At 59.0% G+C, this 18,009-nt stretch carries 11 protein-coding genes; 1 reads left to right on the forward strand and 10 read right to left on the reverse strand.

The features are described from left to right. Nucleotides 1-37: 37 nt before the first annotated feature. The 9 genes from L1O02_RS23005 to L1O02_RS23045 form a co-directional block, all read right to left on the reverse strand. Nucleotides 38-427, reverse strand: coding sequence for a hypothetical protein (locus tag L1O02_RS23005; RefSeq protein WP_235758756.1), 390 nt, complete (start codon nucleotides 425-427; stop codon nucleotides 38-40). 4 nt (nucleotides 428-431) lie between these two features. After that, nucleotides 432-683, reverse strand: a complete 252-nt coding sequence (locus L1O02_RS23010; RefSeq protein WP_108544740.1) for a hypothetical protein — start codon at nucleotides 681-683, stop codon at nucleotides 432-434. 118 nt (nucleotides 684-801) lie between these two features. Then, nucleotides 802-1,155: an Imm2 family immunity protein gene (gene imm2 / locus L1O02_RS23015; RefSeq protein ID WP_108544739.1), complete on the reverse strand. Its 354-nt coding sequence runs from the start codon at nucleotides 1,153-1,155 to the stop codon at nucleotides 802-804. After that, nucleotides 1,155-1,571: a deaminase domain-containing protein gene (locus tag L1O02_RS23020; RefSeq protein ID WP_108544738.1), complete on the reverse strand. Its 417-nt coding sequence runs from the start codon at nucleotides 1,569-1,571 to the stop codon at nucleotides 1,155-1,157. Before L1O02_RS23020 ends, imm2 begins: the two co-directional genes overlap by 1 nt. A 278-nt stretch (nucleotides 1,572-1,849) precedes the next feature. Beyond that, nucleotides 1,850-2,278, reverse strand: coding sequence for a hypothetical protein (locus L1O02_RS23025; protein ID WP_146189186.1), 429 nt, complete (start codon nucleotides 2,276-2,278; stop codon nucleotides 1,850-1,852). Between the two features lie 169 nt (nucleotides 2,279-2,447). Beyond that, a complete protein-coding gene (locus tag L1O02_RS23030; RefSeq protein ID WP_108544737.1) occupies nucleotides 2,448-2,723 on the reverse strand; it encodes a hypothetical protein in 276 nt (91 codons plus the stop codon). Then, complete coding sequence (locus L1O02_RS23035; RefSeq protein WP_235758758.1) at nucleotides 2,724-11,474, reverse strand: hemagglutinin repeat-containing protein; 8,751 nt, start codon at nucleotides 11,472-11,474, stop codon at nucleotides 2,724-2,726. 27 nt (nucleotides 11,475-11,501) lie between these two features. Then, nucleotides 11,502-13,244 (reverse strand): ShlB/FhaC/HecB family hemolysin secretion/activation protein, encoded by a 1,743-nt coding sequence (locus L1O02_RS23040; RefSeq protein ID WP_235758760.1) that lies wholly within the window; start codon nucleotides 13,242-13,244, stop codon nucleotides 11,502-11,504. Nucleotides 13,245-13,549: 305 nt separating this feature from the next. Then, nucleotides 13,550-14,890: a DEAD/DEAH box helicase gene (locus L1O02_RS23045; RefSeq protein WP_060842770.1), complete on the reverse strand. Its 1,341-nt coding sequence runs from the start codon at nucleotides 14,888-14,890 to the stop codon at nucleotides 13,550-13,552. A gap of 193 nt (nucleotides 14,891-15,083) precedes the next feature. Between L1O02_RS23045 and L1O02_RS23050 the strand changes: the two genes are divergently transcribed. Further along, nucleotides 15,084-16,382, forward strand: coding sequence for a mechanosensitive ion channel family protein (locus L1O02_RS23050; protein ID WP_060838066.1), 1,299 nt, complete (start codon nucleotides 15,084-15,086; stop codon nucleotides 16,380-16,382). Nucleotides 16,383-16,958: 576 nt separating this feature from the next. Here the strand turns inward: L1O02_RS23050 and L1O02_RS23055 are convergent. After that, on the reverse strand, nucleotides 16,959-17,822 hold the full coding sequence (locus L1O02_RS23055) for a carboxylate/amino acid/amine transporter (RefSeq protein WP_108544734.1): 864 nt from the start codon (nucleotides 17,820-17,822) through the stop codon (nucleotides 16,959-16,961). Nucleotides 17,823-18,009: the final 187 nt, after the last annotated feature.

An 18,009-nucleotide genomic window follows, 5' to 3' on the forward strand; every position in this document is an offset into this window, starting at 1 on the left:
GATAATTTTAAAAATCGATACATACGCCCACCAACATCTATTGCGAGAGGATAAACTTCTTCCACGCCCACAACACGCCTTCAAAATATTCAAGAGCCACATCTAAAAAACAAGCCTCATCATATAATGAGTATATTTTTGCCACCTTACCAGCAAGAACTACGCCCCAAGCATCACGACTCCAGTCAACCACTTCAATCTTACCACTAGCTATCTGACGAATCTTGTTCAGTCCTTCATCAAGCCATTGCGCAGTTTCTAAATAAGTTTGACCACCGTCATCCATTAACAAACAGGCGAGTAGATCAACTCCATCTCCATTCAAGACACCTGAGCGACAGCCCGGCCAACGTCTACCATCACTTTCATCCCAATAAAAATCCACCCCTACACCCAACAAGCCTATAAATATTTTCCTGACAGACACACAATTAACGACCCTCCTTAAAACGCTCTGGCAAGTACTCCTGACGGACCATACCCTTCAGCAGTTCCTTAATCTCATCAAAATAGAAAGAGAGCTCCTCCTTCGACTCACACACTGTATTTTCCGCAATAGCTGTATCGCTAAAACTTTTCATAACTATGTCTATGCAATCTGCAAACACCATCAACTCACCCTCTGAAACCCTAAGATCATAAAGAGTGACACTTGCTACACACTCTTTCTTTAACATCTCCACAATGCATCTCCTCAAACGAAATTAGAACAGTCTAAACTCAAACTTACATTCAAACTCAACTCACTCGCAATCTGCGCCCCCCAAAAAAATGCCCTCGTCCAAACAGAGCACCCATAGACTAAATCACCCCTAACAGCCTGAGATCAGAACTGAACTCCACTGCTTCTTCTTGTGGCAACCCTTCTAAAATACTAGGAAGGTCATTATCTCTTAATACTTCCTCAATAACAGCCCGATGATAATCATGAACCTTTTCTGAAGATCGCCCCCCCCTAAGCACCAGAGCAACAACTTCCAACATCAAAATTTCAACAGGCTTATCAAAACCCCCTTCAAGTTCTGCATATGCGTAACCAGCTTCGCTCTCTCCTTCTACCCACAAACTATTATGACGAAGCTTCACCCTACAATAATTATAATAGAGACCTAAAAAACAAGCCCTAATCTCACTATAAGCTACTCGATCTTCCATTATGGAATTCTCCTTGGAGGTCGGAGCATGCCCCCCTGATTATCTATAAAATTAACAGTGACATTAGAATATCTTTCATTAAATTGCTCTCCTGCCCCCAGGCAACTCACACATGCTGGCTTTTCTGTAAATATATTTACAACCCCACTTACCGCCCTGTTACCACCTAACTGATCGGCGATACTATCAAGAATTTTATATTCAGAGTCTGTCCCTCGACAAACCGGATCCCCTGCTTTATTGGGGACAATTTGAGCTACAAAATCCCCACTTCCCTCACCAATAAATCCTCTACCTGCGACAGAAATCCCACTATGTGCAGCCATCTGCCTCGATATTCCTGGGATATCTATATCAGCAACGGCAACGTTACCACCGCGTCTCAAGTCAGAGGGTAATCCAGCTCGAACATCCATAACTCTTTATGCAAGGATGGCACTATCAATGATAGTTGCATCACCTTTTCCTGCCCCACCCTCACTATACATCACCCCCGGATTCAGCTTGTGCTCCACAACCACATCTGATCAAAACTTAATGCCGCATAAAAACCCAATTAATTCGCCACAAAAACTTATTAAAATAACCATCACATGAGCAAACCCAAGCCCAAACAAACCAACCATGAAGACTATATTACATATAAAAAACAACACTAAATCCGAAAACCCCAGACTATCTACCCTCCAAAAAATTAGAGCCCCGCAAAAAAACCAACTGGATCCACACAAAAAGCAAAAGCGTTAGACTCTTTTATCTTTTCCACAACTAATGGCAATTTTGACTCAACAACCTCACCACTACCAAACAGAACCAAACTACAATCAAACTCAGCGGCAAGAACTAAAATCCCCTCTAGCAGAGATAAAGACAACCTCCTCAAATCCAGATAACATAAAACATCATCCTCCCAAAACTCTACTCGATCACCATCCTCATAACCAAACACTCTTGCCTCACTAGTCCACGACTCAATTTCCGGAAGCAAACGAGAAATCCCAGCCAACAACAACTCAATATTTCCTATTTCTAACCAATAGTTAGGAAAACCGCCTAAAATCTCTTCAGCGCCCCCCCTTCCCACTATATTCAGGCAAGCGCGCCACCATTTCCCCACATACACTTACTATTCCCTCATCAGAAACCAAAGCAAATTTAAAGTACCAAACAGCCATCACACCCCTCATCTCTATTTAGGCTACAGATATTTCCTATTGTATTCAGCACGTCACTTCCCATAGACCTTTACGCAGCAGCCATAACAAAATAGTTATTTTAGAAAAACCCACCAATCAAGTTCCCCCCTCCAAAAAGTCGTCCCCTTCAACATAGTCATACAACTGGATCTGCGAAAAGTCGTCATCATTAACGAATAGTAAATCATGCCCTTCATGCTGCTGAAAAAAGGCCTGAATAATATCCCATGCACGCTTATCATTGAGCCAGGCCCTTTCCTTGTCAGAGTAAACCCCCTGAACAACTAATCGCCCCCCTTCCTTCGCCAGCTTCTTTCCTAAGTTCAATGAAATTCGGCAAGTTTTGCAGCACAAATAATAATACGTACCCATTTACTTCCCCCTCACAATCGGCATTTGAATAACTCCATGCTGTGTAATTGCAAAAACCTGCTCCAACTCAGGACGTTTTGGCACCACATTATTTAAAGCTCTATCTATATAACCAGCAACCTGTTCAGATGACAAACTCAATGCGCGCGCATCAATTACTACCGCACTTGGAAAACCATTGAGTTGCGAGCTGCCGGTACTAATATTTCGCTCAAATATTCTCTTTATACGATTATCTGTCAGCTCTGACACCGGAGCATCTGGAGTTTCAAAAGTTTTAAACTCCGCACGAAGCCTTGTGCCATCTGGCAAACGAATAGTAGCGTCACCACTTGGTGTGTTTGAGCCTCTCAACAGAACACTCACCCCTCGCTCTTCGGCAAGAATATTAGCAATATCAATTTCTTTTTGCAGAGGCAATCTACTATCAGGGAGGTTCTGTGCAATGGTCACAGTTCCTTTTTCCGATACCTTTTCACTATACACAATACCCGGACTTAGCTTGTGCTCCGGAGTCACATAGGCGCCATCCCTCTGCCCCCCATCCAGTTGAGTACCGCCGGTATGCGGCGTTGTAATAACTCCGCCGCCCTCAGCGTAGCCTCCACTGGCAGGATTCCCTCCTGACGTATCAACAATCGGATTGACCAGCTTTCGGTTTTCGTCATCAAGCAGGTGAATTGGAAACGCAGTGAGGGTTATAAACTCCCAAAGGCCGATCGAAATTTTTAGCTGCTTCTGCACCTCTTCCTTTGCAGCACCACCTGCTTTTTTAGCGCTCTCAACAACCGAGTTGGCTGTGTTACGCATATTTTCTTGAGTCTCGGGCGACGCTACCGAGCCGACTGCGTCACGCATATTTTCTTGAACCTGAGGCGTCGCTACTGAGTAAACCAGCGCAAACGCTAAGGCTCCCATCACTCCTGCGGCAGGAGCAGCAGCGAGATTTAGCGATCCATTTGAAGGGTTCTTCAAATTGGCCAACATTTCTGCCAGCTCAAGTGACTTTTCCGGGCTCTCGCGGGCGATATCCTTCATTCGAGCGATAAGAAGTCTGCCCCCCTCCCCATTCGCTTCGCCGACTTTCGCCCGGATCAGATAATCCATACCCTCCGCGCGCTTGTTCGCATCCTTGCTGACGAGTTTTCGAGCGTTTTCACGGAGCACCAGCACGTTATTCACATGCTTGGATGCAAACTCGATATCACTTCCAGCTGTCAGCAGCACGACCATACTGGCCATAAGCTCGTCAAGCTTTAAGATCGCGTCTCGACTGTTCTCCCCATACAACTCAACATTCTTCTTCCACTGCTCATACGTCTTCTTCGGGCTCGCCACAGCCCCAAGGGAAGAACTGCTCGCATACAAATCCGTACGCGACTCCTCATCCTTGGTGATCTCATACGCCTTGCTAACATCCCGGTTCAGCCCGGCCGTTGAATCGGCTCCGGTTTCGGCATCCTTGCGCACCACGATCTCGCCCGCCCCAACGGTGGCGCGCACGATCTGCTCGCGGTCCTTCTGGTAATCCCAGCCGCTGACGCTCCAGCCGGTTTCACCCTCCTTGCCTTTACCCACCTGGCTGCTGTCTTGTGTGGTGCCACTACCGGAGCTGTAGGTGCCGCCCACGTTCAGGTAATAGCCGTGCTCCTTGTCCTTACCGGCGATATCGCTGAAGCCCAGCGTGCCGGTGTCCAGCTTGAGGTTGCCGTTGTCAGCGGCGATCAGCGCACCGTCGATCTGGGTGTGGTTTTCGGTGCGGATATCGACCTTGTTCTTGCCAGTGATGCGGGTTTGCTCTTCAACCCAGTCGGTCTTGCCAGTGGTCTGGCCGTAACCGACTGAGCCACTGAGCCCCGGGGCAGGACCAAAGGTGGCGGTGACGCTAATGTCGAATTCCTTGCCCTTGACCTTGCCGGTATCGGCGACCGAAGCGACGTTCAGGTCCCCCCCGACACGTCCGATCACTTCATCACCACGCAGGTTGGCACCAGAAATGTTGGTGTCCTTGCCACTGGTGAAGCCCAGACGGTCCCCGGCATAGAGATAGGCCTCTTGCTGGCGCTCGCCTTCACGCTCCAGATTGCCTTTGCCCATGCTGACGCTGACGTAGACGCCCACGCCTTCCGAGCCGAAGGTGAAGCCCATCTCCCCACCACCACTGTTGCGGTTGTTCTCGCTGCTGTGGTCGTTCTGCGCGGCGCGGATGTTCAGGTCGTTGCCAGCATCCAGGTCGATGTTGCGTCCGGCCTGGGCCTGGGTGCCGATCAGGTTCAGGTCGTTGCTGGCCTTGAGGTTGATGTCGCGCCCGGCATCCAGTTGGGTGGCGGTGGAGGAACCTTGGCTGCTCTCGGTATTGGCGGTGCCGAAGCTGCCGCCAACGCCGATCTTGAAGCCGCCACTGGTGCCGCCGTGGATGCCGCCCCACATCTCGGTGTTGCGGGTTTCCTCGCTGATGCTGCCTTTGGCCACATCCAGAGTGACGTTGCGCCCTTTGACGTTGATGTCGCGCCCGGCACCCAGCTGGCTACCCTTGACGGTCACGTCGTTGTTGGCCGTGAGGTTCAGGTCGTTGCCGGCCTGCAGGGTTGAAGAGCGGTTGCTCTGCTCGATGATCTCCTGGCTGCTGCTTTGCTTGCTGTTGCCAAGCTTGACGTCAGCGGTCGGCCCGGCGAGGAACTGGCTGACCGAGTCGACGGCCTTGAGGGTGCTGGAGGCTTTGCTGGTGTTGTTTTCACCGTCGCCGGCGCCGTTGACCGCATCCTTGGTCTTGCCGTAGTTGTGGTTGAGGGTGACACCCAGGCCATTGCGCTCGCTTTCACGCTGCTGCTCGGTCACCCGCACTTCCCGGGCCGCGTCGATCTTGATGTCGCGGCCGGCCACCAGGTTGATGTCGTGATCGGCCCGAAGGTCGGAACCGATCTGATTGATGTCGCGCTTGGCGTTGACCGACAGGTCTGCACCAGCGCTGATCTGGCTGGCGGCGGCGGTCTGGGTTTCGACGCGATTCTTTTCCTTGTTGCGCTCGGCCCCGGCGAAGAGGCTGACACCGTTGTCGTCACTGCTGACGCCTACGCCGACTTGCTTGCTCTTTTTCCAGTCCTGCTCCGCTGAGCTGTTCTGTGCCGCCACCACGTTGACGTCACGTCCGGCGTCGAGGCTGACATTGCGCCCGGCGCTGATGCCGCTGCCCACCACGTTGATGTCGCGCTCGGCCTTCAGGCTCGCATCGCGCTCGGCCAACACCTGGCTGCCCACGCTGGTGCTGCTTTGCGCCTGGCGCCCGGATTCCTTGGCCGAGGCAAAAGAGACGCTGGCCCCGGAGGAGGACAGCCCGACCTTTTTCTTGTACTGCTCGCTGCGGCTGTAGGCGGTGTCGTTGGCCGAAACCAGGTTGATGTCACCCGTGTCCTTGACCAGCCCGGCACGCAGTTCCACATCGTTGCCGGCCGTGGCTTCACTGGCCCGCAAGCGGATATCGTTGCCCGCGGCCACCACCACATCGTTGCCGGCATTCAGCTCGCTGCCGACCTGGGTCGCGGTGGTTTGCAACTGGCTCTTGCCGCTTTTCGACAGGCCGAGGAAGCCGGACTTGGTCTTCTTGCTGTAGGAGCCGTGTTCCTCGACGCCGGAGAGGATCGCCACATCGCCGGTGGCACCGACCATCAGGTCTGCACCGGCCTTGAGCTGGCTACCGATCACCGTGACATCGCGGCCGCCGTTGATGCTCATGCCGCCATCGGCTTTCTTGCTGGTGTTGAGGGTCAGGTCTTTCCCGGCCTCGACCACGGAGGCGACGTTGGTGCTGTCATAGCTCTCCTGCTGTTTGCTGCTGCTACGCCCGAAGGAACCTTTGCTCTTCTTCGAGTAGAAAGAGGCGCTCTCGTCCTTGGCGGACAGCAGGCTAAGGTCGCGAGTGGCATCCAGCGCGACGTTTTGCTCGCCCTTCACCTGGCTGGCCACCAAGGTCAGGTCCTGACCCGCCTTGATCGACAGATCGCCGCCAGCGGTCACCGAGGATGCCTGCTGACGTACCTGATCGTTACTGCTGGTGACCTTCTTGCTCTTCGTCGCGCGGTGGCTCTCATTGGCCGCAGCCTCGATGGAGACATCACGCGCCGCTGCCAGTGCCAGGCTGCCCTGGGCCGCGACCTTGCTGGCCACCATCTGCAGATCCTGGCCGGCCGTGGCGGAAAGATTGCCACCGACCTGCACTTCACTGCCGTGCTGGGTGGTCTGGCTCTGGCTCCAGCTGGTCTTCTTGTGGCGCCCGCTGCTGCTGTTCACTTGCTCAGTGGCCACCAACGCCAGATCACGTCCCGCCTTGAGACTCGCATCCCCCCCGGCCTGGAGCACGCTGCCGCTGTTACGGATATCCCGTCCGGCGTCGATATTCAGGCTGTTGCCCGCCTCGACCCGAGCCGCGCTGTTGAGGTAGTCGTTGTGCTGGATACCGCCGCCATAACGGGTGTCCTGGCTGACTTTCGAACGCTCGTTGACGACGTCGCCCTGGGTCGCGACCAGGCTGACGTCCCGGCCTTTGAGAATCCCGCCCTGGGCGTTGCGGATGCTTTGGGTGGCCAGCAGCGACAGGCGTTCGTTGGCTTCCATCAGGCCGCTGTTGTCGATGTTCTGGGCACTGGCTTGCAGTTGTGCACTGGCGCGCAGAGTGCCCTGGTTGGCCAGGGTGCCGCCGGAGATCAGGTTCACATCGCGCCCCTGGATCAGCGCGCCATTGGGCGCCAGGCGGTTGTTGGCCTGGGCCATGTACAGCACCGGTACCAGGACCTTCTCGCCGTTGACCTCCTGTTCCTGCATCCAGACGATGTCGTGGGTCAGGGCCGCAACCTGGGCGGAGGTCAGGGCGACACCCGGTGACAGGTCAAGGGCGGTCTTGCTGGCGATCGCGTTGTCCATCAGGTGGCGGAACATCGCTTCGTCGCTGTCCAGCCCGGCAATGAAGCGCTGGCCGGTACGGGCGATCACCGCTTCGCGGATCAGTCGTTGTTCGTAGAGACCGTCGCCCAGGCGGCGCTGGGTCTGGTCGCTGTTGAAACCGATGCGGCTGAGCAGGTAGTCGGAACTGATGAACTGCTTGAGGTTGGCGAACGCCGGGTTGGTTTCGATCAGGTATTTGTGTTGCGGGTTGCGGCTGACCTTGAACAGGCCGCTGTCACCTTGCGGCAAGCTGAAACCGGGCAAGGCCAGAGGGTTGACCGCTTGTTGCTGCAGGTCCGGAGCGGCTTGCAGGTTCAGCTGTGGCAGGGCCTGGGTGCTGCTGTCCACGGCTGTCAGGCCGACCCGGCTGGCACTGGCGGCCACGGTTTCACCCGGACGAATCACGCTGTTTTCCAGCAGTTGGGTGCCGGTGATGTCCACCTTGCCGGCGCCCTGGATGACTGCCGCGGCGACTTCGCCACTGCCGGAGGTCTCAACCTTGCTGAAGCCGTTCAGGCTACCAAGGGCGATCGCTCCCAATGGCATCGCCGCAGGGTTGTAACTGGCAGAGTTGGGGTCGTTGTAGGCGTTGTAGCGCCCCATGTTGTTGATGAAGGTGTAGTAGGCGCCGTCGTCCTTGGTGTAGATCGAGTAAGCGTAATTGCGGATCTCGCCGCCACCGGCACCGATGTTCTTCAGGCTGTTGCTCTGCAAGCTGATGTCGCCGGCGGCAGAAACGGTACTGAACTGGTTTTCGAAGCTGTCGCCCTTGAAGGTCAGCTCGGCGCCGGAAATCAGGTTACCGCGCTGGGAGTCCTCGGTGATTTTCGTGCCGTAGACCTCGGTCACCGAGTAGGAGGCTGCACAGTGCTTGCCCTTGCAGTTGTCGGTGAAGTGCAAGGTGATACGCCCGGAGGTCAGGGCCGGAATAAAGGCGAACTTCTCCTTGCGGTTCACCAGGCGATTGGCCAGCAACTGCATGCCATGGGCGCTTTCGATGGTGCCGGAAATGTTTTCGATTAGTCTGGCCGGTTGTTGTCCCGGGGCATTCACGTCCAGGCGCCCAAGGCTGTAGATGTCACCCTTGTCGTTGGTCAGGCTGCTGGTTTCCAGCTGCATGTCGGCGCCGCTGAAGATCAGCCCGCCCTGGTTGACCAGGGTCGGGGTTTCGATGTGCAGGGCATTGCCCGCCCCAAGGGTGCCCTGGTTGGTCAGGCTGTCGACCTTGAGTTGCAGGTCGCCGGCGGCCGTGAGCGTGCCGAGGTTCTGCAGGTGACTGCCGAGGGTGAAATCGGCGGCAGCACCGCTGCGCACCTCGGCCTCTTGGCCAAGGTCGGCGCGGGCGGCTGCAAGGGTCATGCGCCCCTGGCTCTTGAGAATACCGCTGCCTTGGTAGGAGCCACTGAGGATCAGCTTCAGGTCGCCGTCGGTTTCCAGGCCGCCATCGTTGATCCAATGATCACCACTAGCCTCGACCCCCTCGACCGAGACCAGCTTGCCAGTGCGGGTCTGGGTGAAGGTCCCGACCTTCAAGCCGATCTTTTGTGCCTGGATCCGGCTGGTGTTGCTCCAATCCGCCAGGTCCAGATCCAGCCGACTGTTGGTGATGAAACTACCGCCAGCATTGCCAGCGTCCGCCAGGGACAACACGAAGCCTTGTTGCCCCAGGTGGCGCACCAGCCCTTGCTGATTGCTCAAGCCCCCACTGCTCAGAATCAAGCGCTGATTGCCGATCTCCACCAGGCCCTGGTCGTTATCGAAACGACCACCGATGCTGAAGCGGCTCTCGCCCTGCTCGCCCAAGGCCCGCAAACGACCCTTGTCGTTGCTCACTGAACCGGCGTCCACCGCGAGGCTTTCCCGGGCCTCGATCAGCCCCGCGTCGTTGTCCAGCTTGCCGGAAAGCGCCAGCCCGATGGTTTCGGCGCTGAGGCTGCCCTTCTGATTCTGCAAGCTGTCGACGGAGAGTTGCAGGTGCTTCTGGCTGGCGATCTCGCCCTCGTTGTTGCGGAGCTCGCCGCCCTTGAGCTGCAAGTCGCCTGCGGTGGACAGCACATGCCCCTGATCATTGAGCAGACGGGAACTGCTGCTGATCTCGACTGCCGCCCCGCGGGCCTGCCCCTGAGTGTTGTCGAAGGTCGCGCTTTTGACCTCAAGCTTGCCGGTCTGGGCGTTCAGTCGTCCTTGCTGGTTGCGCAGTTCATCGGCTTCCAGGCTCAGTTTTCCGGCCCCCGTGAGGATCTTGCCGCCGCCGTTGTCGAGGACCTGTTTGACCCTGGCCTTGAGCTCGCCCTGGTTGGCTTGCAGGGTGCCCTGGCGGTTATCCAGACTGTCGGTGTTCAGGGTCAAGTCTGCGCTTTTGCTGAGCAGCAGGCCCTGATCGCGGTTGTCCAGAGTGTCGAGTACCACCTTGACAGACTGCTCGGCGGCCAGGGTCCCGCCACGATTATCCAGACTGCTGCCCTCAACCTTGAGGGCTTGCTGGCCAATCAACTGACCACCACGGTTATCAACACGACCGGCCTTGAGGTGCAGATCACCCGCAGCCACCAGTTCCGCGTCCCGGTTATCCAGGCGCTCCAGATCAGTCGTGAGGCTGCCCCGGGCGTTGATAGTGCCGGTATTGGTCAGACTGCCGCCCTGAAGCTGCAGATGGCTGCTGGGATTGATGGTCTCGATAGCCTCTTGCCGCTGGAGCCCCGCATTAAGCTGACCACGACTGACCACCTGCCGGCCTTCGAGGTGCACGTTGCCGCCCGCTGTCAGGTTTTTGTCCACCGCCAGTTTTTCAGCAGCAACCACTTTGGCGTTCCGGTCCGCGTACACCGACTCGGTCAGTTGCACCTCTTGCGCCTTGAGTTGCACATCGCCCAGGGCCTGAGCACGAGCCAGGGTCAATTTGCCATTGGCATCGATTTGCAGGTCGCCGCCGCTGGTGGCCATGTCCCCCGCCAACTTCACCCCCACCCCGGCTTCAGTGCCCACCAGCTTGATCGCCCCGGCGTACATGCCACCCAGCGCCGAGGAGTCGATCGCCAGTTGCGGCGCATCCGCCGGGTTGGCGGTGCGTGCCGTGGCGTTCAAGGTCTGGGCGTCGACATCGTTGGCCCCGGCGATCACCGCCAGGTGCTTGGCCTGGATCTCGGCGTTGATCTTGGCGCTGCGGGTGATGATTTCGAACTGGTCGATATTGCTCGCGTTGAGCCCCGCGCCTTCGATGGCGACGCTGCCCTGGTCCACCTGGTAACGCTGGAGCTGGCCGTTCTCGATCACCGGTTTGCCGGTGGTCAGGGTGGCCTTGGGGGTGTTGATAAAGCCGCAGCCGTTGCAGGTCACGCCATAAGGGTTGGCGACGATCACATGGGCCGATTGCCCGGCCACTTCGGTGTAGCCCTTGAGCTGACTGGGGCTGCCGCCGTTGACTTCGTTGAGGATTACATTGGCCGCGCGACCACCCAGGTTGCTGTTGCCGATGATGTAGCCACCCAACTGGGTGTTCTGCAGGTTTTGCGTGGCGTTGTTGAGAATTACGCCCTGCTGGCCGACGTTGTAATCACTGAACTTGTTGTGGGACAGCCCGCCGCCATTGGGCGCAGCAATGTTGACGATAGGCACGCCATTAGCCGCTTGCCCGAGGCTGGTGCCGCTGCCGTTGACCACGATGCCGTCGGCCATCGCCACCACCGGCTGCCAGAACATCATGTTGGCGAGGATGAAAGCCAACCCGCGTTTCGACAGGCCCCAGAAGGTGTCGCGCGGTTGCAGGGCAGCCGAAGGCTGGCGGGCCAGGAAGACAAACTGACGAACGTCCATGTCGAGAATCTCAGGCAAAAAGCGGAATTAGAGGAACAGGTCCAAACGGAAGTAGATCGGTGCTTCCCGCTCACTCAGGGCATCTGGCCGCTCGAGGGAGTGGGCGAAGGTCAGGCTGGCGGCGAGGTGCTTGCCGCGGGCGAAGAACTCGATGGAGTCGCTGGAGACCCGGCCATGCTGCTCGGCGTTGTAGCGGTCGTTGCGGATCGCGCCGACGTCATAGCCCAGCCCGGTGCCGTACTCGGCGAACGCCGGGCGCAGCCAGTTCCAGGTCACCGGGCGACTCCAGCGCAGGTCGTTGCGCCAGTAGTAGCCGCTGTCGCCATTGAGGCTCTGGTCCTTGTAGCCACGGATCGAGGACTGGCTGCCCAGGCTCATGCGTTGCGAGCTGAACAGCACATCCTCGCTGCGCTGGCCGGTGACCAGGCTGCTGAACACCAGGGACTCGTCCCACAGCTTGAACGGCTGCAGGTAGCTGGCGGTGGCGGTGTATTTGCGATAGCGCGCGTTGGCCTGGCGATTGCCGTATCGGTCACGCTGGTTTTCGCGCTGGGCATCGAAGGCGCCGATGCCGTCCTGCAGCCCCAGGTCGAAGTTGACAAAAGCGCCGCCGATGCGCCGGCCATGGTTGATGCCGAACTGGGCTTCGCTGAGGCGGTTGCTGCTGTTGGCGAGCTTGCTGTCTTCGATGTAGTTGTTGGTGCGCAGGTAGCTCAGGCCGCTGTTCAGCGAGGTCTTGCTCACGGCGTCGCGGTGGATCACTCGCTCCACCCGCAGTTGATGGTTCTGGCTGTCGCCGGTCTGTTTGAAGTTGAAGCCCTGACCCTGGGCCAGGGAGCGGTACTCGCTCTGGCTGTAGCTGTAGCTGAGGTTCCACCAGCCAAACGGCAGGTTGTAGTAGAGCATGGCGTTGCGCGAGGTTTTCTGGTGGTCGCTGATGGCGTCGTGGCCACCGCGCAGCACCAGTTGGTCGGCCAGGCCCAGGGGGCTGTCCCATTCGAAAGAGCTGCCCCACTGCTGCTCGCCAGTGCTCTTCTGGCCCTCATTGCTGCGCGACAGGCCGACGCGCCAGGGCTTTTGCGGGTTGTTCTTGACCAGGACTTCACTGCCGCCCACGGCCTGCCCCGGGGCCAGTTCCATCTGCGCCTGGTTCGACGGCAGGCGGTTGAGTTGGTCGACCATCTGCTCGATCTGCCGCAGGTTGAGCAACTCACCGCTGCTGCCGGGAAAGGCCATGTTCAGTTCGCGGGCGCTGAGCTTGCTGCCTTCGGCGGCCTTGAGGCCTTCGAGCTTGCCTTCCACCACCAGCACCTGCAGGTGGCCGCTGGACAGGTCCTGTTGCGGCAGGTAGGCGCGGCTGGTGACCAGGCCCTTTTCGATGTAGCGGTTGGTGATGACCTTGAGCAGCTCGTTGAGCTGAGGCACTCCCAGGCACTGGCCGATGTAGGGCTTAAGCAGGCTCTCGCGCTCGCTGGCGGACAGCGAGTCGGCGCCCTTGAGCTGGATGTCCTTGATCGGGAAGCAGCGGCTGTCGGCGGGCGCGCTGGGTGCCACCGGCGTGGCGCTCTTGCCGGGCAGGTCCTTGAGTTCTTCGAGACGCCGCTGCTGTTCTTCCAGCAGGCGGTTCTGCCGGTCGCGGATCAGGTCCTGGTCGCCGGGGCTGAAGGTCGGTGCAGGTAAGGGGGCGGCAAGGGCCGTGTGCAAGGGGCCAGTCAGCAGCAGGCAAGACAGCGCGCAGCACAACCTCATCCCGAGGGTGGAGAGAGACATATTCGATCCTTCGAAAGGGCAGCAAGGCCAAGACAGGGCGCGGATGCTAATGTGCCATCATCTTGACGTCAAATGAGCGCTGAGCAGGCTGAAAGACTGTGTCTTTCCCAAATAATCCGGGCCCTTCAGCGGATGCCGATACTAGATTTGCTCCAGTCACCGACACATCAGACATTTCTTAATCTTTAGGCCACAGTTCTTGGTGGCGGCCTGCAGGCCCAGCCCGGCCTGGGAGAAAACCCGCAAGCCAGGCAAAAAAAAGCCCGGACCAGGTCCGGGCTTTTCATCGACAGCAGGCGGCGGGCTTACTCAGCCGCCGGCGCCTGTGGCTTGCGGCGCTTGAGCGGCGCCAGGCCGTCCTGGCTGACCAGGCTGTCGCTTTTCGGGCGGTTGGCGGTCTTGCGCTTGGTCGGCGACTTGGCCACGGACTTTTTCTTGTCGCCCTTGGCGTCAGTCTTTTTCTTCTTCACGCCAACGGCCTTGCCGGACGCCTTGACCTTTTTCGGGCCGCTGTAGGTGCCTTTGACTTCCTTGATGGTGCGGCGCTCGAAGCTCTGCTTGAGGTAGCGCTCGATGCTCGACATCAGGTTCCAGTCGCCGTGGCAGATCAGCGAGATGGCCAGGCCATCGTTGCCGGCGCGGCCGGTACGACCGATGCGGTGCACGTATTCGTCGCCGCTGCGGGGCATGTCGAAGTTGATCACCAGGTCCAGGCCGTCGACGTCCAGGCCGCGGGCGGCGACGTCGGTGGCCACCAGGATCTTGACCCCGCCCTGCTTCAGGCGATCGATGGCCAGCTTGCGGTCCTTCTGGTCCTTTTCGCCGTGCAGGACGAACGCCTTGTAATCCTGGGCCACCAGGCGACCGTAGATGCGGTCGGCCATGGCCCGGGTGTTGGTGAAGACAATGGCCTTCTGGTAGGTCTCGTTGGCCAGCAGCCAGTTGACGATCTGTTCTTTGTGCTGGTTGTGGTCGGCGGTGATGATCTGCTGACGGGTGGTTTCGTTGAGCTGGCTGACGCTGTTGAGTTGCAGGTGCTCAGGGTTGTTGAGGACCTTGGCAACCATTTCCCGCAGGCCGGAACCGCCGGTGGTGGCGGAGAACAACATGGTCTGCTGGCGGTTCGGGCATTCGTCCACCAGGCGCTGCACGTCTTCGGCAAAGCCCATGTCGAGCATGCGGTCGGCTTCGTCGAGCACCAGCACTTCGACTTCTTTGAGGTCCAGGTTGCCGGCGTTGAGCTGCTCCAGCATGCGCCCCGGGGTGCCGATGAGGATGTCCGGCACCTTGCGCAGCATGGCGGCCTGGACCTTGAAGTCTTCACCGCCGGTGATCAGGCCGGACTTGATGAAGGTGAACTGGGAGAAACGCTCGACTTCCTTGAGGGTCTGCTGGGCCAGTTCCCGGGTCGGCAGCAGGATCAGGGTCTTGATGCTGACGCGGATCTTCGCCGGGCCGATCAGGCGATTGAGGATCGGCAGGACAAAGGCCGCGGTCTTGCCGCTGCCGGTCTGTGCCGTCACCCGCAGGTCACGCCCTTGCAGCGCGAGCGGAATAGCCGCTGCTTGCACCGGCGTCGGCTCGACAAATTTAAGCTCGGCCACGGCTTTGAGCAGGCGTTCGTGCAGGGCGAATTGGGAAAACACGGGTGCTACCTCGAAGATATGCAAAAAAACAGCTGCATAGGGTAACGGTTTCGAGCGCGAAGGCCGAGTTTCTTTGTGCAAACGGTGGCAAAGAGTTGGTTTTTTGTTAGCCGATTTGTCCTTAACCGTAACTTTGTCAGGGTTAAATGCTCTAATCCTCCCCTCGTGTCCCATAGAAGAATCGTTTTAGCCCATGGATTTCAAACAGCTCTGGCTCAATACCCAGGACCTCTGGGGAGCCCTCGATCAACACCCGCTCCTGCATGCCGGCATCGGCCTGGCCCTGTTGCTGGTGGTCGCCCTGGTGCTCGGACGGGTGGCCCGCTACCTGGTGCTGCACGCCATCAGGTTGCTGGGGCGCCAGCCGGCCCTGCACTGGCTCAATGACCTGCGCCACAACAAGGTGTTCCACCGCCTGGCGCAGATGACCCCGTCCCTGGTGATCCAGTTCGGCCTGCACCTGGTGCCGGAGCTGAGCAAGACCAGCCTGCTGTTCCTCGGCAACCTGGCCATGGCCTTCACCATCCTGTTCCAGTTGCTGGCCCTGAGCGCCCTGCTCAATGCCCTGCTGGACATCTACGCCCGCACCGAACACGCCCGCACCCGATCGATCAAGGGCTATGTGCAACTGGCGAAGATGGTGCTGTATGTGTTTGGCGCGATCATCATCGTCGCCACCCTGATCGACCGCTCGCCGCTGTTGCTGCTCTCGGGCCTGGGTGCCATGTCGGCGGTGATCCTGTTGGTCTACAAGGACACCCTGCTGTCCTTCGTCGCCAGCGTGCAGTTGACCAGCAACGACATGCTGCGGGTCGGCGATTGGATCGAGATGCCCCAGGTCGGCGCCGACGGCGATGTGGTGGACATCACCCTGCACACGGTCAAGGTGCAGAACTTCGACAAGACCATCGTCTCCATCCCCACCTGGCGCCTGATGAGCGAGTCGTTCAAGAACTGGCGCGGCATGCAGCAGTCCGGCGGCCGGCGGATCAAGCGCAGCCTGTACATCGATGCCAGCGGCGTGCGTTTTCTGCATGACGACGAAGAGCAGCGGCTGAGCAAGGTGCGCCTGCTCACCGACTACATCGGGCGCAAGCAGGCCGAGCTCAAGAGTTGGAACGAAGCCCAGGGCAATGTCGCCGCGCTGTCGGCCAACCGCCGGCGCATGACCAACATCGGCACCTTCCGCGCCTACGCCCTGGCGTACCTCAAGAGCCACCCGGAGATCCAGCCGAACATGACCTGCATGGTGCGTCAGATGCAGACCACGGCCCAGGGCATTCCGCTGGAGATCTACTGCTTTACCCGCACCACCGCCTGGGTCGATTACGAGCGCATCCAGGGGGATATATTCGATTACCTGCTGGCGGTGATGCCGGAGTTCGGCCTGAACCTCTACCAGCAGCCCAGCGGCACCGATCTGCGGGCCGGGTTGCTACCAGCGGTCCTCGGGGCCAGCCATGTGCCCCAGCTCGAAAAACAGGCGCTGTAACTTCGTAGGAGCTGGCTTGCCAGCGAAAGCGTCGGCCCGTCAGACGCCAGGCTGCGGCCCCTTACCCCGACAAGCCGACTCTGCCCCACCGTAGGAGCTGGCTTGCCAGCGAAAGCGTCGGCCCGTCAGGCGCAAGGCTTGCGGACCCTTACCCCAGCAAGCCGACTCTGCCCTACCGTAGGAGCTGGCTTGCCAGCGAAAGCGTCGGCCAGTCAGACGCCAGGCTTGCGGCCCCTTACCCCAGCAAGCCGACTCTGCCCCACCGTAGGAGCTGGCTTGCCAGCGAAAGCGTCGGCCCGTCAGGCGCAAGGCTTGCGGGCCCTTTCGCCGGCAAGCCGGCTCCTACAGATCAGCGAAGGCGTCGGCCGTTCAGGCGCAGGGCTTGCGGGCCTCTTCGCCGGCAAGCCGGCTCCTACAGATCAGCAAAGGCGTCGGACCGTCAGGCGCAAGACTTGCGGCCCCTTTCGCCGGCAAGCCGGCTCCTACCGATCAGCGAAGGCGTTGACCGGTCAGACGCAGGGCTTGCGGGGCTCTTAGCCGGCAAGCCGGCTCCGGCAGATCAGCGGCTCCTGCGGGTTATGGGATCAGGCGGGGCCGGGCACCGCGGCGGCTGATCCATACCGCTGCGAGGATCACCAGTCCTCCCAGCATCAGCCGCCCCAGGTCTTCGTGCTGGTTCCAGATCAGCAGGTTGATCAACAGCCCCACCGGCACATGCAGGTTGTTCATCACCGCCAGGGTGGCGCCGGTCACCAGACACGCGCCCTTGTTCCACCAGTACATGCCCAGGGCTGTGGACACCAGGCCGAGAAACAGCAGCACCGCCCATTGCAGCGGCGCATCAGGCAGGTAATGGGCCTTGCCGAACAGCAGGAACGCCGGCAGCACCACCAGCAAGGCGCCCAGGTAGAAGTAGCCGAAGCGCCGGTAGTGCGGCAGGTCGCTGGGATGGCGCGCCACCAGGTGCTTGTACAGCACTTGCCCGGCGGCATAGGTGAAGTTGGCCAGTTGCAGCAGCAAGAAGCCGATGAAGAAATCCGGATTGACGCTGTCGTAGCGAATCACCACCGCGCCCGCCACCGCCACCAGCGCCGCCAGCAGGCCCCAGGGGTTGAAACGCCGGTTCAGGGCGTCTTCGATCAGGGTCACGTGCAACGGCGTGAGGATGGTGAACAGCAGCACCTCCGGCACCGTCAACACGCGAAAGCTCAGGTACAGGCACACGTAGGTGATGCCGAACTGCAGCGCTCCGATCAGCAGCATGCCGCGCATGAAGGCCGGCTCCACCCGGCGCCAGCGGGTCAGCGGAAGAAACACCAGCCCCGCCAGCAGCACCCGCACCAGCACCGCGAAGTAACTGTCGACATGCCCGGCCAGGTATTCGCCGATCAGGCTGAAGGAAAACGCCTGGATCAGGGTGACAAAAAGTAGATAGCCCATGTTCGCCTCATCTTGAATGGCGGCGACGATAGCGGTTTTGCCCGCGCAGATGAAATCCCGGGCAAAAAAAAGCCCGATCTCGCTAAGCGTGCAATCGGGCGTCGGCACTGAAGGAGCAACCAGTGCAAAGGGAGGTTCGATGCGCGAACCGGCTTGAAGGGGATCCGCAGGCGCTACTTCAACACCG

It is taken from the genome of Pseudomonas sp. BC42 (genome assembly GCF_021560055.1).
GTDB lineage: Bacteria > Pseudomonadota > Gammaproteobacteria > Pseudomonadales > Pseudomonadaceae > Aquipseudomonas.